The organism is Bradyrhizobium sp. USDA 4503 (assembly GCF_054055815.1).
Window position 1 is genome coordinate 755751 of record NZ_JBSRXS010000001.1, and the last position, 19798, is coordinate 775548.

Here is a 19798-nt window from a genome sequence, read left to right on the forward strand (position 1 = left end):
GATTAAAGCGTCCAGCCGCCGTCGATGACATGGGCGACGCCTGTGGTGAACGAGCTTTCGTCGCTGGCGAGATAGACGGCGAGCGCGGCGATTTCCTCGGCGGTGCCGAGCCGGCCCATCGGCTGGCGCGCAACGAACATCTCGCGTCCCTGCGGGCCGGCAGCCGCCGCACGCTCAAGCATCGAAGGCGTCTCGATGGTGCCGGGGCAGATGCAGTTGCAGCGGATGCCCTTGGTGATGAAGTCGGCCGCGACCGAGCGCGTCAGTGCCGCGACCGCGGCCTTGGTGGCGCTATACACGTAGCGGTTCGGCGCCGCCTTCACCGCGCCGGCGGCGGAGGCGATGTTGACGATGGCACCGCCGCCCTGCGCCAGCATGCCCGGCAGGAAAGCGCGCGTGGTGCGGTGCATCGACTTGACGTTGAGGTCGAAGGAGAAGTCCCAGTCGTCGTCCGAACACTCCAGCACCGTGCCGTGATGCACGAAGCCCGCGGCATTGAGCAGGATGTCGGTCTTGCCGGCGCGCTTTGCGATTGCCTCGACCGCTGCGGTGTCGCGCACGTCGAGCTTCGCAACCTCGGCGGCGCCTTCCTGCCTGAGCAGCGCAAGCTTGCCTTCGTCGATATCGGTCGCGAACACGGTCGCGCCCTCGCGGGCAAAGGCCAGCGCGCAGGCGCGGCCGATGCCGACGGCCGCTGCGGTTACGAATGCGCGTTTGCCCTTCAGGCGGTCTGACATGCGTTTCTTCCTTCCTTGGCGATTGGCAGTCATGCGCGGGCTTGACCCGCGCATCCATCTTTCGAAGAACGATGGATTGCCGGGCCGCGCCCGGCAATGACGGTTTGCGTCCTAGTGATTGTCGCGCGCCACGCCGACCTTGCCGGCGATGTCGTGGTAGCGCGTCGCGAGCTCGAGACAGGCGCCGGTCGCGTGCTGGCCGACGGTCTTGCGGTAGAGCTCCTGCCACGGCGTCTGGTTGGCCGGATGCGGGAAGCCGCCCTTAGCCTTCAGCTCGGCGCGGCGGGTGCGCAGCTCATCCTCCGAGATCATGATGTTGGCGCTGCCCTTGTTGAGGTCGATGCGCACCTTGTCGCCGGTCCTCAGGATTGCGAGCCCGCCATCGGCGGCGGCCTCGGGCGAGGCGTTGAGGATCGAGGGCGAGCCCGAGGTGCCGGACTGCCTTCCGTCGCCGATGCAGGGCAGGGACAGGATGCCGCGTTTGATCAGCGCGGCGGGCGGCTGCATGTTCACCACCTCGGCGCCGCCGGGATAGCCGATCGGGCCGGTGCCGCGGACGAACAGGACGCAGTGCTCATCGATGTCGAGCGCGGGATCCTCGATACGGTTGTGATAATCCTCCGGCCCCTCGAACACGATGGCGCGGCCCTCGAAGGCATTGAGGTCCTTCGGGTTGGACAGATAGCGGTCGCGGAATTCCTTCGAAATCACGCTGGTCTTCATGATCGCGGAATCAAAGAGATTGCCGCGCAGCACGATGAAGCCGGCGTCCTTCACCAGCGGCTTGTCGTAGCCCCAGATCACGTCGCCGTCGGGCGCAGGTGCTTCCTTGCAGTTCTCGCCCATGGTGCGGCCGTTGACGGTGAGGGCGCCTTCGTGGATGCGCTTGTGCTTGATCAGCTCGCGTACCACCGAGGGCACGCCGCCGGCGCGGTGATATTCCTCGCCGAGATAGAAGCCGGCCGGCTGCATGTTCACCAGCAGCGGGACGTCATGGCCGTATTTCTGCCAGTCGTCGATCGACAGCTCGACGCCGACATGGCGCGCCAGCGCATTGATGTGGATCGGCGCATTGGTCGAGCCGCCGATCGCGGAGTTGACCACGATGCAGTTCTCGAACGCCTCGCGCGTCAGGAAGTCCGACGGCTTCAAATCCTCCCAGACCATGTCGACGATGCGCTTGCCGGTCTCGTAGGCGATCTGGCCGCGCTCGCGATACGGCGCCGGGATCGCCGCGCAGCCCGGCAGCGAGAAGCCGAGCGCTTCCGCGAGCGAGTTCATGGTGGAGGCGGTGCCCATCGTGTTGCAGTGGCCGACCGAGGGGGCCGAGGAGGCCACGATCTCGATGAATTGCTCATAGTCGATCTCGCCGGCGGCGAGCCGTTCGCGCGCCTTCCACACCACGGTGCCGGAGCCGGTGCGCTGGCCCTCGTGCCAGCCGTTCAGCATCGGGCCGCCCGACAGCACGATCGCCGGCAGGTTGACGGTCGCCGCCGCCATCATGCAGGCCGGCGTGGTCTTGTCGCAGCCGGTGGTCAGCACCACGCCGTCGAGCGGATAGCCGAACAGCACCTCGACCAGGCCGAGATAGGCGAGGTTGCGGTCGAGCGCCGCAGTCGGGCGCTTGCCGGTCTCCTGGATCGGATGGGTCGGAAACTCCATCGCGATGCCGCCGGCGGCGCGGATGCCCTCGCGGACGCGGTGTGCGAGCTCGAGGTGATGCCGATTGCAGGGCGAGAGGTCGTTGCCGGTCTGCGCGATGCCGATGATCGGCTTACCCGACTGCAATTCCTCTCGCGTCAGGCCGTAATTGAGATAGCGCTCGAGATAGAGCGCGGTCATGCCCGGATTGTGCGGGTTGTCGAACCATTCCTGGGAGCGGAGCCTGCGGCCCTTGCCCTTGCTGGTCGCGCCTGCGGCGTCGTGCCCGTTGGTGGGGGGTTTTGTCATTGGTTTCTCCCGCAATGCAAACTTGTGGGCCCATTCAAGGGCTCTGGTTCAAGGTCGTTTCTACCTTGCGCAAATCGTCGTGCATTACAAACCCGACCGATCACGCACAGGTGTTTCGTGTGACGGATTGGACCTTAGTTGAAGGGTCTTGGTTGCGCTATCATTTTATCATTTTTCGCGTCCCTTATGACAGGCAGCTGCCGGGCGACGTCAATTGCGTCGCGCCGAGCTTTGCCGTTCCATGACACTGAAGCCGAGATCGACGACGGGTTCGGCGGGCCGGCGCCCTTCCAGCGTCTCGATCACCATCATGGCAGCGTTTCTGCCCATTTCGTAACGATTGGTGCGCACGCTGCTCAAGGTCGGCTCGCTCGACGCCATGAATTCGAGGTCATTGAATCCGACGATCGCCATCTGCTCTGGCACCGCCACGTGCCGGCGCTTGCATTCGAACAGCGCGCCGAGCGCAAGGTCGTCATTGATGCAGAACACGGCGTCGATGTCGGGCGCCTTGGCGAGCAGGTCGGCAAACAGCGTCCCGCCGAGCGTGACCGAGGTCGGGATCGCCGTTGTCACAATAAGCTGTGGATCAAACAGCGCAGCGTCGGTCATCGCGGAGCGATAGCCGTCGAGCCGACGCTGCACCCGCGGGTCCATCCGCGCGCCGAGGAAGCCGATCCGCCGGTAGCCCTGCGCGAGCAGGTGGGCAATGGCCGCTTTTGCGGCGTCAAAATGCGAGAATCCGATCATCATGTCGATCGGGGAGGGACCGACCTCCATGATCTGGACGATCGGACAATCGACCGTCTCCATGATGCGGCGGGAATCGGCGGTCTGGTTGATGCCGGTAATGATCAGCCCGGCCGGCTTCTGTGCCAGAAACAGACGCAGCAGGCGCTCTTCCTGCAGGATGCTGTAGCGGGTGTTGGCGAGCTGAATGCTGTAGCGGCTGCCGTCGAGCGCGTCATAGATGCCGCGCAGCACGTCGGAGAACACGTTGTTGGTCAGCGACGGGATCAGGACACCGATCACCTCGGTGCGCTGCGACGCAAGCGCGCGTGCCGCGAGGTTGGGCACGTAACCGAGTTCTTTTGCCGCACTATCGACCCGCGCGCGCTTGCCGGCCGAAAGTGCTTCCGGATTCCTGAAGAACCGTGAGGCCGTAATCGGACTGACACCGGCGAGCTTCGCGACTTCGGCGAGCCGGATCTTGCCTGGCGTGATGCGCTTTCGGGCCATTTGCCGCTCATATCACGACGTTCGTCGCAGACAAACTGATATTGACAGCGCTACCAAGCGATTGCTAATCGAACGATTGCCAAAACCGGATAAACTGCGGACAATAACGTCAGTCCAACAGCGCCGCGCACCCAGCGCGGCCGGAACAAAACAGAGCGGTGGCGGCACTCGTCGTACGTCGTCGGGAACTTGAGGGAGGGAAGTGGATGTCGTCGGTCCAGATTCGCGACGTGCGGAAATCGTTCGGCAATTTTGAGGTCCTGCACGGCGTGTCGATCCCGATCGAGGACGGCGAGTTCGTCGTTCTGGTCGGCCCCTCCGGCTGCGGCAAGTCGACCCTGCTGCGCATGCTGGCGGGGCTCGAGAACATCACCTCCGGCACGATCTCGATCGGCGACCGCGTCGTCAACAATGTCCAGCCCAAAGAGCGCGACATTGCGATGGTGTTCCAGAACTACGCGCTCTACCCGCACATGACGGTCGCCGACAACATGGGCTTCTCGCTCAAGCTGCGCGGCGCCAAGCCCGAGGAGATCTCGACCGGCGTCAAGCGCGCCGCGGAAATCCTTGCGCTTACGCCGCTGCTCGAGCGCTATCCCCGCCAGCTTTCGGGCGGCCAGCGCCAGCGCGTCGCGATGGGCCGCGCCATCGTGCGCGATCCCCAGGTGTTCCTGTTCGACGAGCCGCTGTCGAACCTCGACGCCAAGCTGCGTGTTGCAATGCGCACCGAGATCAAGGAGCTGCACCAGCGGCTGAAGACCACGACCGTCTACGTCACCCACGACCAGATCGAGGCCATGACGATGGCCGACAAGATCGTCGTGATGCATGACGGCATCGTCGAGCAGATGGGCTCGCCGCTCGAACTCTATGACACGCCGGCGAACCAGTTCGTGGCCGGTTTCATCGGTTCGCCGGCGATGAATTTCCTCAAGGGCAATGTGAAGGTGAACGGCGCCGCCTATTTCGAGGGACCGAACGGCGTCAAGCTGCCGCTGAAATCGGCGCCGGCCAATTCCGACGGCCAGCCCGCGGTCTACGGCGTGCGGCCCGAGCATTTCACCATTGCCGATGACGGCGCCGAGGCCGAGATCGTGGTGGTCGAGCCGACCGGGTCGGAGACCCAGGTGTTCGCCAAGCTCGGCGGCGAGCAGGTCGTCGCCGTGTTCCGCGAGCGCCATCTGTTCAACCCGGGCGACAAGGTTCGGCTCAAGCCGGATCCGTCGCTGGTCCATCTGTTCGACGATTCGACGGGGAAGCGACTGAACAGCTGACGGACCGATCGATCTTAATGGCCGACCAACAGGCCAGATCAAAAACAACAAAAACACAATCATAGGGAGAAGGACGATGCACGATTTTACTCGCCGCTCGCTACTTCAGGGCGGCACGGCGCTGGCTGCAACCGGCATGCTCACCGGGCCGGCGCTGTTTGACTTCGCCAAGGCCTGGGCGCAGAGCGCGCCCTGGAAGGCGGAGCCCGGCGCCAAGCTCACCGTGATGCGCTGGAAGCGCTTCGTGCCCGCGGAAGACGATGCATTCAACGCCATGGTCGCGGCCTTCAAGTCGGCAACCGGCACCGAGATGAACGTGTTCAGCGAGTCCTTCGAGGACGTGCAGCCGAAGGCCTCGGTCGCCGCCAACACCGGCTCGGGTCTCGACCTCGCCTGGGGCCTGCACACGCTGCCGCAGCTGTTCCCGACCAAGGTTCTCAAGATGAACGACGTTGCCGATTATCTCGGCAACAAGTATGGCGGCTGGACCGAAGCCGCGGCCAAAACCTGCAAGCAGGGCAATGACTGGCTCGGCATTCCCGTCGCGACCATCGGCGGCTATTTGACCTATCGCAAGTCGGCGGTCGAGAAGGCCGGCTTCAAGCAGGTGCCGTCCGATTTCCCGGCCTATCTCGAACTGTGCAAGGCGCTGAAGAAGAACAACACGCCGGCCGGCTTCGCGCTCGGCCACGCCACCGGCGACGCCAATGCCTGGGTGCACAACATCCTCTGGGGCCACAACGCCTGGACTGTCGACAAGGACGACAAGGTCATCATAAACTCGCCGGAGACGATGAAGGCGCTGGAATATGCCAAGGCGCTGTCGGAGACCTTCATTCCGGGTGTCGCGTCCTGGAACGACTCCTCCAACAACAAGGCCTTCCTGTCCGGCGAGCTGTTCCTGACCTCGAACGGCATCTCGATCTACGTCGCGGCCAAGGACGATCCGAGCAAGAAGGAGCTCGCCGAGGACATCGACCACGCATTGTGGCCGGTCGGCTCGATCGGCAAGCCGACCGAATTGCAACTCGCGGTTCCGATCCTCGCCTTCAACTTCTGCAAATATCCGAACGCGGCAAAGGCGTTCATCGCCTTCATGCTGGAGAAGGAGAATTTCGAGAAGTGGCTGTCGGGCGCGCGGGGTTATCTCACCCACACGCTCAATGCCTACGACTCGGCTCCGGTGTGGACCGCCGATCCGAAGAACGCGGTGTTCGGCCAGGCCTCGAAGCGCGCGCTGCCGGCCTCCGGCATCGGCACGCCCGGCGAGAAGGCCGCGACCGCGATCGCCGACTTCATTGTGGTCGACATGTTCGCGAACTACTGCACCGGTGCCAAGGACGGCAAGGCCGCGATGGCGGAAGCCGAACGGCAGCTGAAGCGCATCTATCGCTGATGTGATGGCCGCGGGCGGCGGAGAGCCGCCGCCCGCGTCATCATTGGAATGCCATCATTGGAATATTGCGTAGTCATGCTCAATCCGTTGAGCAATCGGGACATCGCCTATGGCTGACATCGCCCTTGCGCCGCGACGTGCGAAAACCGAAATCCGCGAAGCGACCACCTGGGATCAGCTCCGCCACAACAAGAACTGGCTCGGCTTCTGGTTCATGTTGCCGGCGATGGCGTTCCTGATCTTCTTCCTGGCCTATCCGCTCGGGCTCGGCATCTGGCTGTCCTTCACCGACACCCGCATCGGCCGCGTCGGTCATTTCATCGGCACTGAGAACTATGAATGGTTGTGGGACGATGCCATCTTCTGGCTGTCGGTCTTCAACACGCTGCTCTACACCTTCATCGCGAGCGCCGTGAAGTTCGCGGTCGGACTCTATCTGGCGCTGCTGCTCAACGAGCGCATGCCGTTCAAGGCGCTGTTGCGGGCCGCGGTGCTGATCCCCTTCATCGTGCCGACCGTGCTGTCGGCGCTGGCGTTCTGGTGGATCTTCGATTCCCAGTTCTCGATCATCTCCTGGTCGCTCAAGCATCTCGGCCTGATCACCCAGAACATCAATTTCCTCGGCGACACCACCTGGGCCCGGATCTGCGTGATCTTCGCCAATATCTGGCGCGGCGTACCGTTCGTGGCGATCACGCTGCTGGCGGGCCTGCAGACCGTGCAGCCGTCGCTGTATGAGGCGGCGACGTTGGATGGCGCCTCGCGCTGGCAGATGTTCCGCTACATCACCTATCCCTTGCTGACGCCGATCATCGCCGTCGTGATGACGTTCTCGGTGCTGTTCACCTTCACCGACTTCCAGCTGATCTGGGCGATGACGCGCGGCGGCCCGGTCAACGCCACTCATTTGATGGCGACGCTATCGTATCAGCGCGCGATCATCGCGGGGCAGCTGGGCGAGGGCGCCGCGATCTCGAGCGCGATGATCCCGTTCCTGCTCGCCGCGATCATGGTGTCATGGTTCGGCCTGCAACGCAGGAAGTGGCAGCAGGGAGAGAGCAATGACTGATCTTCCCGCCTCCAAGGTCGACCTCAAGAGCATCCTGTCGACGCCGTCGCGCGTCGACAACAGCGAGGGCATGAGCTACCTGCAGTCGGTGCCGCGGCGGATCGTGACGCTTTACATCCCGCTGTCGATCATCGTGATCATCCTGCTGTTCCCGTTCTATTGGATGGGGCTGACGGCGATCAAGCCGGACGAGCAACTGCTCGATCTCGACAAGTACAATCCGTTCTGGACCTGGAATCCGACCTTCAAGCACGTCCACAAGCTGCTGTTCGAGAGCTACTATCCGCATTGGCTCTGGAACACGATGTATGTGGCGGTGGGTGCCACCGTGCTGTCGATCATCGCGAGTGTGCTCGCGGCCTATGCGATCGTGCGGCTGCGTTACAAGGGCGCCAACGTCGTCGGCGGCCTGATCTTCCTGGCCTATCTGGTGCCGCCGTCGATCCTGTTCATTCCGCTCGCGACCGTCGTGTTTCAGTACGGCCTGTTCGACTCGCCCCTGGCGCTGATCCTGACCTATCCGACGATCCTGATTCCGTTCTCGACCTGGCTGTTGATGGGATATTTCAAGACCATCCCGTTCGAGCTCGAGGAATGCGCGCTGATCGACGGCGCCAGCCGCTGGCAGATACTGATCAAGATCGTGCTGCCGCTCGCCGTCCCCGGCCTGATCTCGGCCTTCATCTTCTGCTTCACGCTGTGCTGGAACGAATTCATCTATGCGCTGACGTTCCTGCAATCGACCCCGAACAAGACCGTGCCGGTCGCCATCGTCAACGAATTCGTTGACGGTGACATCTATCGCTGGGGGTCCCTGATGGCAGGGGCGCTATGCGGCTCGCTGCCGCTGGTTATTCTTTACGCGTTCTTCGTAGAGCATTATGTCTCGGCGATGACGGGTGCCGTGAAGGAATGAGCGCGCAAGGCCCGCAGCTGAATTCGAACAAGACAAGAAAAGGAGCAGGGTCGTGCACATTCTGATTCTGGGCGCCGCCGGCATGGTCGGCCGCAAGCTGACCGAGCGTCTCTTGCGCGAGGGCCGCCTCGGCAAGCAAGAGATCACCCGGATGACGCTGCAGGACGTGGTCGCGCCGGCCAAGCCCGCCAATGCCTCGATCCCGGTCAATGTGGTCGCATCCGATTTCGCCGATGCCGGCGCCGCGGCGCCCCTGATCGCCGAGCGTCCCGAGGTGATCTTCCATCTCGCCGCGATCGTCTCGGGCGAGGCCGAGGCCGAGTTCGACAAGGGCTACCGGATCAACCTCGACGGCACCCGCTATCTGATCGACGCCATCCGTGCCGTCGGCGGCGGCTACAAGCCGCGGCTGGTGTTCACGTCCTCGATCGCGGTGTTTGGCGCGCCGTTCCCCGAGAAGATCGGCGACGAGTTCTTCCATACGCCGCTGACGAGCTATGGCACGCAGAAGTCGATCTGCGAGCTCCTGATCAACGACTACACCCGCAAGGGTCTGCTCGACGGGATCTCGATCCGCCTGCCGACAATCTGCGTGCGTCCGGGCAAGCCGAACAAGGCGGCGTCCGGCTTCTTCTCGAATATCATCCGCGAGCCGCTGGCGGGCGAGGAGGCAGTGCTGCCGGTCTCCGAGGACGTCCGGCACTGGCACGCCTCGCCGAAATCGGCGGTCGGCTTTCTGGTTCACGCCGGCACGATGGATCTCAATGCGATGGGGCCGCGGCGCAATCTCAGCATGCCCGGGATGTCCGTCACCGTCGGCGAGCAGATCGCGTCGCTGGAGCGCGTCGCCGGCAAGAACGTCACCGCGCGGATCAAGCGGGTGCCCGATCCGACCATCATCAGCATCGTCTCGGGCTGGCCGCGCGATTTCGCCACCGACCGCGCGCTGAAGCTCGGCTTCACCACGGCCGAGAAGACGTTCGACGACATCATCCGGATCCATATCGAGGACGAACTCGGCGGCAAGTTCGCCGCCTGAGCAACGTCCGAGCCAAAGCATGATCCGGACAAGTGCGAAGCGGTTTCCCTCGCGACAAACGCGGAACGCGTTTGCGCGAAGATCATGCTCAGACAAGGGGCTAAGGCGCGATGATGATTCAACCAGGCTTCATCGCGCTTTAGCGCGGCGCTTGAGATGACCAGAGTTGCCAGCATCGGCGAATGCATGATCGAGCTGCGCCAGGCTCCTGGCGGCCAGCTCGGCGGGCTGTATTCGCGCTCCTATGGCGGCGACACGCTCAACACCGCGGTCTATCTGTCCCGGCTCGGCATCCACGTCGATTACTTCACGGCGCTCGGCGATGATGCGCTGAGCGATGAGATGATCGCGGGCTGGGCGAGCGAAGGCATCGGCACCAAGCATGTCGCGCGATCGGCGGGCAAGCTGCCCGGCCTCTATCTGATCCAGACCGACGACAAGGGCGAGCGGCGCTTCTTCCACTGGCGTGACAGCGCCGCCGCCCGCGACCTGATGGATCTGCCCGAAACGGAAGACATCCTGAACTCACTCGCGACCTATGACGTCGTCTATCTCTCGGCGATCACGCTCTCGATCCTGCGCGAGGACGGGCAGGAGCGATTGCTGGCGGCGCTGAAGCGTGCGCGGCTGTTGGGGACGCGGTTTGCGTTCGACACCAATTTCCGCGCCCGCGGCTGGCCGGACCTGAACGTCGCGCGGAAGGTCTTCAGCAGCGCGTTCGAGACGGCCGATATCGTGCTTGCCTCGACCGAGGATCTGGCGCCGCTTTATCCCGGCGAGAGCAACACGGCGCTGCTGGCCGGCATCTCGAGCCCCGAGGTGGTGCTGAAGCTCGCCGAGCCGGCCTGCATCGTGCGCTCGGCCGGCGGAACGCGCGAGGTGAAGGCGGAGCAGCTTACCAAGCCGGTGGTCGATACCACCGCGGCCGGCGACAGCTTTGCCGCCGCCTATCTCGCCGCGCGGCTCGGCGGCGCCGAGCCAGAGGAGGCGGCGCGCGCCGGCCATCGGCTGGCCGGTGTCGTGGTGTGCTATCCCGGCGCGATCATTCCGCGCTACGCCATGCCGCCGAAAAAGGCGCTTCGTCTCCCACCATCCCGTAAGGCCTCGCAATGACAACGACATCGAAGCAGGACCGGATCGCCGAGCTGATCCGCCAGGCCACCGTGATCCCGGTGCTGACCATCGAGCGGCTCGAGGACGCGGTGCCGCTTGCAAAGGCGCTGGTCGCCGGCGGCGTGCGGACGCTCGAGGTGACGCTGCGGACGGCGGTCGCGGTCGACGCGGCCAGGGCCATCATCGCCGGTGTGCCGGAGGCGATCGTCGGGATCGGCACGATCCTCAATGGTGACGACCTGGTGCGCGCCGAGGCACTGGGCGCCAAATTCGGCATCAGCCCGGGGGCGACGCCCGAGCTGTTGACGGCAGCGGCCGCAAGCCGCTTGCCCTTCGCGCCGGGGATCGCGACCGCCTCCGAGTTGATGCAGGCGCTGGCCCACGGCTTCGACGTCGTCAAATTCTTCCCGGCCGAGCAGGCGGGCGGTATCAAGGCACTGCGGGCTCTGGCCGGGCCATTTCCGCAGGTCAGGGTGTGCCCGACCGGCGGGGTCAGTGAGGCCAATGCGGCGACCTGGCTCGCCGAACCGAATGTGCTGGCGGTCGGCGGTTCCTGGCTGTGCCCCGCGGCCGATATCCGCGCCGGCAATTGGGCGGGCATAACCGCCATGTGCGCGACGGCGATGAAAACGCTGAAAGCCGCCTGAAGATACGCTACATAACTCTCCGAACAGGAACAGGGAGATACAGCCATGACCGCCAGCATCGTGGGTTGGGCGCACACGCCATTCGGAAAGTTCGACGCGGAGACCGTCGAGGGTCTCGTGGTCAAGGTCGCCAACGAGGCGCTGGCTGACGCCGGCATCGCCGCGTCCGATGTCGACGAGATCATGCTCGGCCATTTCAACGCCGGCTTCTCGCCGCAGGATTTTACGGCCTCGCTGGTACTGCAGGCCAATCCGGCGCTGCGCTTCAAGCCGACCACCCGGGTCGAGAATGCCTGCGCCACCGGATCGGCCGCCGTGCATCAGGGCATTCGCGCCATCGAAGCCGGCGCCGCGAAGATCGTGCTGGTGGTCGGCGTCGAGCAGATGACGAAGACGCCGGGCCCGGAGATCGGCAAGAACCTGCTCAAGGCGTCGTATCTGCCCGAGGACGGCGACACGGTCGGCGGCTTTGCCGGCGTGTTCGGCAAGATCGCGCAGGCCTATTTCCAGAAATACGGCGACCAGTCGGATGCGCTGGCGATGATCGCCGCCAAGAACCACAAGAACGGCGTCGCCAATCCCTATGCGCAGATGCGCAAGGATTTCGGCTTCGAGTTCTGCCGCGCCGAGAGCGACAAGAACCCGTTCGTCGCCGGTCCCTTGAAGCGTACCGACTGCTCGCTGGTCTCGGACGGCGCCGCCGCGCTGGTGCTGACCGATGCCGAGACCGCCAAGACCATGGGCAAGGCGGTGAACATCCGCGCCACCGCGCATGCGCAGGACTTCCTGCCGATGTCCAAGCGCGACATCCTGCAGTTCGAAGGCTGCACCACCGCCTGGCAGCGCGCGCTGCAGAAGGCCGGCCTGCAGCTCTCCGATCTGTCCTTCGTCGAGACCCATGACTGCTTCACCGTCGCCGAGCTGATCGAATATGAAGCGATGGGCCTGACCCCGAAGGGACAGGGCGCGCGCGCGATCATGGAAGGCTGGACCCAGAAGGACGGCAAGCTGCCGGTCAATCCGTCCGGCGGCCTCAAGGCCAAGGGCCACCCGATCGGCGCCACCGGCGTCTCCATGCATGTGATGAGCGCGATGCAGCTCACGGGGCAGGCGCCCGAGGGCATGCAGCTCAAGAACCCGCAGATCGGCGGCATCTTCAACATGGGCGGCGCCGCGGTCGCCAACTACGTCTCGATCCTCGAGCCGGCGAAATAGCTTGAACATTGCCGAATGGCTGGCGGCGACGGCACGGGCGCGTCCCGACGCGCCGGCGCTGCTGACCGGTTTCGATCTCGACGCCGACTACGCCACCTTTGCCCGCCGCGCCGCCTCGATCGGGGCGGCGCTGGCGCGCGATCACGGCATTGCCGCCGACGACCGCGTCGCGCTGTTTGCGTCGAACTGCACGCAATATCTCGAATGCCTCTACGGCATCTGGTGGATCGGCGCCGCCGCGATCCCGATCAACGCCAAGCTGCACGGCCGCGAGGCTGCGTGGATCTGCGGCAATGGCGGTGCCAAAATCGCCTTCGTCTCTGATGACACGATCGGTGCGTTGAACGAGGCGAAGGACGACTGCCCCGCCGGAATGACCACGCTGTCGGTCGACAGCGCCGCTTACAGGACGATGCGAAGCGGCGAGGGCGCGCCTGCGCCGCTGCCGCGCGAAAGCAACGATCTCGCATGGCTGTTCTACACATCAGGCACCACGGGCCGTCCCAAGGGCGTGATGCTCAGCCACGGCAATCTGGTCGCGATGTCGCTGTGCTATCTCGCCGACGTCGATCCGGCGACGCCGCACGATGCCTCGCTCTATGCCGCGCCGATCTCGCATGGCGCCGGCCTCTACAATTTCCCGCACGTCCGGATGGGCGGCCGCCACGTCGTGCCGGAGTCCGGCGGCTTCGATCCTGACGAGGTGCTCAACCTCGGCCGCCAGCTCGACAATGTCGTGATGTTCGCGGCCCCCACGATGGTGCGCCGCCTGGTCGATGCCGCGAAGAAGCGCGGAGAGAACGGCGAGGGGCTGCGCACCATCATCTATGGCGGTGGTCCGATGTACACGGCCGACATCACCGATGCGATGGCGACGATGGGCCAGCGCTTCGTGCAGATCTATGGCCAGGGCGAGTCGCCGATGACCATCACGGCGCTGTCGCGCGGCTGGCACGCCCGGAGCGATCACCCGCGCTATCTCGAACGGCTGGCTTCGGTCGGACTGGCGCAGAGCGTCGTCACCGTGCGCATCACCGACAAGGACGGCAAGTCGCTGCCTGCCGGGGAGACCGGCGAGATCGAGGTCAAGGGCGCGACCGTGATGCTCGGCTACTGGAACAATCCGAAGGCCAATGCCGAGACGTTGAAGGACGGCTGGCTGCGCACCGGCGATGTCGGCCGGCTCGACGCCGACGGCTTCCTCACGCTGTCGGACCGCTCCAAGGACGTGATCATCTCCGGCGGCACAAACATCTATCCGCGCGAGGTCGAGGAAGCCCTGCTGACCCATCCCGATGTCCGCGAGGTCTCGGCCATCGGCGTGCCGGATCCGGAATGGGGCGAGATCGTCGTCGCCTGCGTCGTGCTGACGGACGGTGCTACCGCCGACGACGGCAAGCTCGACGCGCATTGCCTTGCCTCGATCGCCCGCTTCAAGCGGCCGAAGCGCTATGTCTATCTCGATGCCCTGCCGAAGAACAATTACGGCAAGGTGCTGAAGACCGCGCTGCGGGAGATGCTGGCCAAAGGCATGGGCTAAAGCGGGGCGAGGCTGGGTTGAATCGAAAACATCGAAAACAACCCCATGCACAGTAGGGATTGGGGTCACTAAGGCGGTTAAGGGATATGCCCGGACCTCCCGCCGCGCTAAGCTGCCTGCGCTTGTCACCGGGAGAACGGACCATGGGAATCGAGACGTCTCTGTCGCTGTCGGAAGTGAACGATCGCATCGCGATCCTCCGGGACAATATCAGGCAGCTGATCGAGCAGGCCGCAGGCGCAGCCGGCGCCGAAGTCGAGGAGCGCATCGCCGAGCGGCTCGAGCAGCAGAATGCGGAACTGGAAAAGCTCCTGAAGGCGCGCGAGGTGATGACGGGGCAGTCGCCGGCATAAGGGCGGCGGTGAATCCGCTTCGTTTTGCCCAGCCTGCGTTCCGCCGCACGGAAGCGGCCCGGCCGCAGCCATGCATACGCCCATACGCCCGGCGCAGCTTGATCTCTTGGAATAGCTCCCGTTACTAGCTCTATAACCACGACATCCGGGAGCGAACAGGACGATGGGACCACTGCAGGGTATCAAGGTCGTCGACATGACGACCGTGCTGATGGGACCCTACGCCACGCAGATGCTTGGCGATTACGGCGCCGACGTCATCAAGGTGGAATCGCCCGACGGCGACGTGACGCGGCAGATTGGCCCAACGCGGCATCCCGGCATGGGACCGGTGTTCCTCAACACCAACCGCAGCAAGCGCTCGGTTTGCCTCGATCTGAAGAAGCCGGCGGGGCGCGAGGCGGTGCTGCGGCTGATCGCGAAGGCCGACGTGCTGGTCTACAATGTGCGCCCGCAGGCGATGGCGCGGCTGCAGCTCGGCTATGACGTCGTTTCCAAGGTCAACCCGCGGCTGATCTATGCCGGCGTGTTCGGCTTCGGCCAGGAGGGACCTTATGCCGCCAAGCCCGCCTATGACGATCTGATCCAGGGCGCGACCGCGCTGCCGGCGCTGATGGCGCAAACCTCGGACGGCGTGCCGCGCTATGTGCCGAACGCGCTGGTGGATCGCATCGTCGGCCTCACCGCGGTCGGCGCGATCTGTGCGAGCCTTGTGCATCGCGATCGCACCGGGCAGGGCCAACGCGTCGATATTCCGATGTTCGAGACCATGGCCGGCTTCGTCATGGGCGATCACATGGGCGGGTTGACCTACGATCCGCCGCTCGACAAGGGCGGCTATGCGCGCCATCTGTCGCCGGACCGGCGGCCATACAAGACGCTCGACGGCTATATCTGCGTGATCGTCTACAACGACAAGCAGTGGGAGAACTTCTTCAAGGCGACCGGCCGCGACGATCTGCGCAGCGATCCGAAATTCGCGACCTTCGCCGGCCGCGCCACCAATATCGATGTCGTCTACGCCGAGCTCGCGCGCATCCTGCAGACCAAGACGACCGCCGAGTGGAACGGAATCCTCGAAAAGGCCGACGTGCCGGTGATGCCGATGCACGATCTCGAGAGCCTGCTGGAGGACCCGCATATGGTCGCGACCGGCGTCTTCCCCGTGGTCGATCATCCGACCGAGGGGCGGATCCGCAGCATGACGCCGTCGGCGCGGTGGTCGGAGACCAAGGTCGAGCCGAGCCGGCTGGCGCCACGGCTCGGCGAGCACAGCGCGGAGATTTTGCGGGAGGCAGGCTTCTCCACCGAGGAGATCGCGGCGATGGTGCGCGACGGCGCGGCCAAAGCGGTGCAGGCATAGGAGCACGACAGATGGATTTCGCACTCTCCGCCAACCAGGAATCGATCCGCGATGCCGTCGCCAAGATCTGCTCGCGCTTTGACGAAGCCTACTGGCTGAAGAAGGACAAGGAGGGCGGCTATCCGGCCGACTTCCACCGCGCGCTGGCCGATGCCGGCTGGCTCGGCATCTGCATCCCCGAGGAATATGGCGGCTCCGGGCTCGGCATCACCGATGCCGCGATCATGATGCGCACGATCTCCGAATCCGGTGCCGGCATGTCCGGCGCGTCCGCGGTGCATATGAACGTGTTCGGGCTCAATCCGGTGGTGGTGTTCGGCACCAAGGAGCAGTGCCAGCGCATGCTGCCGCCGATCATCGACGGCCGCGACAAGTCCTGCTTCGCGGTGACCGAGCCGAACACCGGCCTCAACACCACGCAGCTCAAGACCCGCGCGGTGCGCCAGGGCGACAAATACATCGTCAACGGCCAGAAGGTGTGGATCTCGACCGCCCAGGTCGCCAACAAGATCCTGCTGCTCGCGCGCACCACGCCGCTGGAGGAGGTGCGCAGCCCGACCCATGGCCTCAGCCTGTTCTACACCGATTTCGACCGCAAGCGCGTCACCGTGCACGAGATCGAGAAGATGGGCCGCAAGCCGGTCGATTCCAACGAGCTGTTCTTCGAGAATTTCGAGATCCCGGTCGAAGACCGTATCGGCGAGGAGGGCCGCGGCTTCGAATACATCCTGCACGGCATGAATCCCGAGCGCATCCTGATCGCGGCTGAAGCGGTCGGCCTCGGCCAGATAGCGCTGAAGCGGGCGTCGGAATATGCCAAGGGCCGCATCGTGTTCAACCGGCCGATCGGCATGAACCAGGCGATCCAGCATCCGCTGGCGAAGTGCTGGATGGAACTGGAGGCAGCCTGGCTGATGGTGCTGCGCGCCGGCTGGCAGTATGACCAGAACCTGCCCTGCGGCCCCGCGGCGAACTCCGCAAAATATCTCGCGGCGGAAGCCGGCTTCCATGCCTGCGAGCAAGCGGTGATGACCCATGGCGGCTTCGGCTACGCCAAGGAGTACCACGTCGAGCGCTACTTGCGGGAATCGCTGATCCCGCGCATCGCGCCGATCAGTCCGCAGCTGATCCTCAGCTTCATCGGCGAGAAGGTGCTCGGCCTTCCGAAGTCGTATTGAGATGACGCAAATCATTGTAGGTTGTCATTCCGGGATGGTCCGAAGGACCAGACCCGGAATCTCGAGATTCCGGGTTCGATGCTTCGCATCGCCCCGGAATGACGCTCTGAGATAGGTGCGCTGAAATGAGCTTCGTGACCGGCGTCGGCCTCACGTCCTACGGCAAGCATGAGGGCCTGTCCTCGCTCGACCTGATGAGCAAGGCGGCCGAGCTTGCGATCTCGGATGCCGGGCTGAAGCGCTCCGAGATCGACGGCATCCTCTGCGGCTACTCCACGGTCTCGCCGCATATCATGCTGGCCACGGTCTTCGCTGAGCACTTCGGCATTCGCCCGTCTTATGCGCACGCCGTTCAGGTCGGCGGCGCCACCGGGCTTGCGATGACCATGCTGGCGCATCACCTGGTCGACGCCGGTGTTGCAAAACACGTGCTGGTGGTCGGCGGCGAGAACCGGCTGACCGGGCAGAGCCGCGACGCCTCGATCCAGGCGCTGGCCCAGGTCGGGCATCCCGACTACGAGGTGACGCTGGGGCCGACGATCCCGGCCTATTACGGCCTGGTCGCGACGCGCTACATGCATGAATACGGCCTCACGCAGGAAGACCTCGCCGAGTTCGCGGTGCTGATGCGCAAGCACGCGCTGACGCATCCCGGCGCGCAATTCCACGAGCCGATCACGGTTGCCGACGTGATGGCCTCCAAGCCCGTGGCGATGCCGCTCAAGCTGCTCGACTGCTGCCCGGTGTCGGACGGCGGTGCGGCCTGTGTGATCAGCCGCGAGCCGACCGGCGAGCGGCAGGTCCGCGTCCGCGGCTGCGCCCAGGCACACACCCATCAGCACGTCACCGCAGCGCCTGCGCTGAGCGAACTCGGTGCCGAGATTTCGATCGCGAAAGCGAAGCAGGCGGCGGGCGTCGCGATCCCGGACGTGCGCTACGCCGCGGTCTATGACAGCTTCACGATCACGCTCGCGATGCTGCTGGAGGATCTCGGCCTTGCCGGACGCGGCGAGGCGGCGGCGCGGGTGCGCGCCGGCTATTTCAATCAGGATGGCGAGATGCCGCTCAACACCCATGGCGGCCTGCTCAGCTACGGCCATTGCGGCGTCGGCGGCGCGATGGCGCATCTGATCGAGACCCATCTGCAGATGACCGGCCGCGCCGAAAATCGTCAGGTGCGCGACGCCTCGGTGGCGCTGCTGCACGGCGACGGCGGGGTGCTGTCGTCACATGTCAGCATGTTCCTGGAGCGCGTGCGATGAGCGGACCGATCGTGGACTGGACCAAGGGCACTGAAGCCATCGTCTACCAGTCCTGCAACGGCTGCAGCGCGCGGCAATATTTCCGCCGCAGCTTTTGCGCCGCCTGCGGTTCGCCCGATCTTGCCGAGCATCGCGCCGGCGGGGCAGGGACGGTGTATGCGACCTCGCTGGTCTGCCGCGCCGCGACGCCCGAGACGCGGGCGCATGTGCCTTACAACATCGTGCTTGTCGATGCCGACGAGGGCTTTCGCATGATGGCCCATGGCGACAACGACCTTGCCATCGGCGACAAGGTCGCGGCGCGCTTCACGCAATTCGCGGGACGGCTGGTTCCGTATTTCGCAAAGGCGAAATGAGGGGCTGAACGATCCAGTCAGAACGCAAGACCAGGCTGAACAGGTTCGCGCTTGCCCCTCATAGTTTGCGGATCATTTTGGGCATGATCCTTCCGAGAACCGCTACACACTTTTCGGGATCATGCCTCAGTGCCAATAAAAGATCACGCTGGCGATGACGAGCATTGCCGTCACCGCCAGCATTTGCGCAAGCGCTTCCGAGGCCGCCCTCTTGGTGGCTTCCTTCATGCGTTTCCCCTAGACTTGGGCGTGACTCATCGTTGCGCGAATTGCGCGCAAGACGGCCGGATTTTTTACTCGGAACACCCCGCGTCGAGTATTCGCTTTTGACGAGTCCCCACTCAGCGAATATCGACTGTGACAGCGTTGTCTGGGAATGCGGCGGCAATTTGACTCGCGCGTGTTGCTCCTGCGACAGCAGCCCGTACAGAGCGTTTTCGAGCGAAGTGGATACCGGTTCGCGTGAAGAAAACGCGTCAAAACAAGGATCTAGAGCCCCGTTCCGATTTCATCGGAACTGAAAAAGCTCTAGTGTTTCGGAACCCGACAGAAACGACAGCAAGATCAAGGTTAGGAAATGGCCCGTATCGACTACTCCGATCCCGCGAAGGCAAGCCCGCGGACCCGCGAGATCCTCGACAAGAACCGCAACGCCAATATCTTTCGCATGATGGCGCATTCGCCAAGCTACTTTGAACAGTATTGCCGGCTCGGCGGCGCGATCCGCCACAAGGGCGAGCTCGATCCCGTCGTCCGCGAGCTGGCGATCACGCGCACCGGCATTCTCTGCGAGGCGCCCTACGAGATCGTCGCGCACAAGCGGATCGGCAAGAATGTCGGCGTCACCGACGAGCAGAACGCCGCGCTCGAGGATTGGCGGTCCGCGACCTGCTTCAACGAGGTGCAGCGCGCTGCGCTCGCCTTCACCGACGAGATCGTCAAGCTCAAGAAGCCGACCGACGCGACCTTCAAGACCATCGCGGCGAAGCTGACGCCGGCCGCGCTGATCGAGCTGCAACTCTCGGTCGGCTTCTACATCATGACGTCGAAATTTCTCGAGACCTTCGAGATCGACATGCAGCCGGTGACGGAAGTGGTAAGCTGAGCGGATCGCGTCGCGGAGTCCTTCGCCTCGCCCCGCCTGCGGGGAG

Annotated in this window: 18 protein-coding genes; 15 read left to right on the forward strand and 3 right to left on the reverse strand. The window is 64.5% G+C overall.

All coding sequences use genetic code 11. The annotated features are described in order from the left end of the window. Positions 1 to 2: 2 nt before the first annotated feature. From ACVMIH_RS03575 to gntR, 3 genes are all read right to left on the reverse strand, one after another. Positions 3 to 737, reverse strand: a complete 735-nt coding sequence (locus ACVMIH_RS03575; protein WP_057019730.1) for an SDR family oxidoreductase — start codon at positions 735 to 737, stop codon at positions 3 to 5. A 111-nt stretch (positions 738 to 848) separates the two neighbouring features. Next, the gene (locus ACVMIH_RS03580) at positions 849 to 2687 is read right to left on the reverse strand and encodes an IlvD/Edd family dehydratase (RefSeq protein ID WP_141339954.1); all 1839 of its coding nucleotides are present in this window, start codon (positions 2685 to 2687) and stop codon (positions 849 to 851) included. A 210-nt stretch (positions 2688 to 2897) separates the two neighbouring features. Continuing rightward, positions 2898 to 3926 (reverse strand): HTH-type transcriptional regulator GntR, encoded by a 1029-nt coding sequence (gene gntR, locus ACVMIH_RS03585; RefSeq protein WP_456860769.1) that lies wholly within the window; start codon positions 3924 to 3926, stop codon positions 2898 to 2900. A 206-nt stretch (positions 3927 to 4132) separates the two neighbouring features. Between gntR and ACVMIH_RS03590 the strand changes: the two genes are divergently transcribed. The 15 genes from ACVMIH_RS03590 (at position 4133) to ACVMIH_RS03660 (ending at position 19752) form a co-directional block, all read left to right on the forward strand. Then, positions 4133 to 5200, forward strand: coding sequence for an ABC transporter ATP-binding protein (locus ACVMIH_RS03590; RefSeq protein WP_028334988.1), 1068 nt, complete (start codon positions 4133 to 4135; stop codon positions 5198 to 5200). A gap of 76 nt (positions 5201 to 5276) precedes the next feature. Continuing rightward, positions 5277 to 6596 carry an ABC transporter substrate-binding protein gene (locus ACVMIH_RS03595; RefSeq protein ID WP_057019733.1) on the forward strand — a complete coding sequence of 440 codons (1320 nt, stop codon included), beginning with the start codon at positions 5277 to 5279 and terminating at the stop codon, positions 6594 to 6596. A 109-nt stretch (positions 6597 to 6705) separates the two neighbouring features. Further along, positions 6706 to 7665 (forward strand): carbohydrate ABC transporter permease, encoded by a 960-nt coding sequence (locus tag ACVMIH_RS03600; protein ID WP_057019734.1) that lies wholly within the window; start codon positions 6706 to 6708, stop codon positions 7663 to 7665. Then, on the forward strand, positions 7658 to 8581 hold the full coding sequence (locus tag ACVMIH_RS03605; protein WP_057019735.1) for a carbohydrate ABC transporter permease: 924 nt from the start codon (positions 7658 to 7660) through the stop codon (positions 8579 to 8581). Before ACVMIH_RS03600 ends, ACVMIH_RS03605 begins: the two co-directional genes overlap by 8 nt. A gap of 52 nt (positions 8582 to 8633) precedes the next feature. Then, positions 8634 to 9620 (forward strand): D-erythronate dehydrogenase, encoded by a 987-nt coding sequence (denD, locus tag ACVMIH_RS03610; RefSeq protein WP_028344631.1) that lies wholly within the window; start codon positions 8634 to 8636, stop codon positions 9618 to 9620. Between the two features lie 156 nt (positions 9621 to 9776). Next, on the forward strand, positions 9777 to 10733 hold the full coding sequence (locus ACVMIH_RS03615; RefSeq protein ID WP_057019736.1) for a sugar kinase: 957 nt from the start codon (positions 9777 to 9779) through the stop codon (positions 10731 to 10733). After that, complete coding sequence (gene eda, locus ACVMIH_RS03620; protein ID WP_057019737.1) at positions 10730 to 11380, forward strand: bifunctional 4-hydroxy-2-oxoglutarate aldolase/2-dehydro-3-deoxy-phosphogluconate aldolase; 651 nt, start codon at positions 10730 to 10732, stop codon at positions 11378 to 11380. Before ACVMIH_RS03615 ends, eda begins: the two co-directional genes overlap by 4 nt. A 45-nt stretch (positions 11381 to 11425) precedes the next feature. Next, complete coding sequence (locus ACVMIH_RS03625) at positions 11426 to 12595, forward strand: acetyl-CoA acetyltransferase (RefSeq protein WP_028344634.1); 1170 nt, start codon at positions 11426 to 11428, stop codon at positions 12593 to 12595. 1 nt (position 12596) lies between these two features. Further along, complete coding sequence (locus ACVMIH_RS03630) at positions 12597 to 14135, forward strand: class I adenylate-forming enzyme family protein (RefSeq protein ID WP_456860771.1); 1539 nt, start codon at positions 12597 to 12599, stop codon at positions 14133 to 14135. Between the two features lie 143 nt (positions 14136 to 14278). Further along, positions 14279 to 14488, forward strand: coding sequence for a hypothetical protein (locus ACVMIH_RS03635; RefSeq protein WP_057019739.1), 210 nt, complete (start codon positions 14279 to 14281; stop codon positions 14486 to 14488). 163 nt (positions 14489 to 14651) lie between these two features. Beyond that, positions 14652 to 15851: a CaiB/BaiF CoA transferase family protein gene (locus ACVMIH_RS03640; RefSeq protein ID WP_057019740.1), complete on the forward strand. Its 1200-nt coding sequence runs from the start codon at positions 14652 to 14654 to the stop codon at positions 15849 to 15851. 11 nt (positions 15852 to 15862) lie between these two features. Next, on the forward strand, positions 15863 to 17029 hold the full coding sequence (locus tag ACVMIH_RS03645) for an acyl-CoA dehydrogenase family protein (protein WP_028344637.1): 1167 nt from the start codon (positions 15863 to 15865) through the stop codon (positions 17027 to 17029). Between the two features lie 125 nt (positions 17030 to 17154). Beyond that, positions 17155 to 18291, forward strand: coding sequence for a thiolase family protein (locus ACVMIH_RS03650; RefSeq protein WP_456860773.1), 1137 nt, complete (start codon positions 17155 to 17157; stop codon positions 18289 to 18291). Continuing rightward, positions 18288 to 18647 (forward strand): Zn-ribbon domain-containing OB-fold protein, encoded by a 360-nt coding sequence (locus ACVMIH_RS03655; protein ID WP_456860775.1) that lies wholly within the window; start codon positions 18288 to 18290, stop codon positions 18645 to 18647. Before ACVMIH_RS03650 ends, ACVMIH_RS03655 begins: the two co-directional genes overlap by 4 nt. A 577-nt stretch (positions 18648 to 19224) precedes the next feature. Then, positions 19225 to 19752 carry a carboxymuconolactone decarboxylase family protein gene (locus ACVMIH_RS03660; RefSeq protein ID WP_168855695.1) on the forward strand — a complete coding sequence of 176 codons (528 nt, stop codon included), beginning with the start codon at positions 19225 to 19227 and terminating at the stop codon, positions 19750 to 19752. Positions 19753 to 19798: the final 46 nt, after the last annotated feature.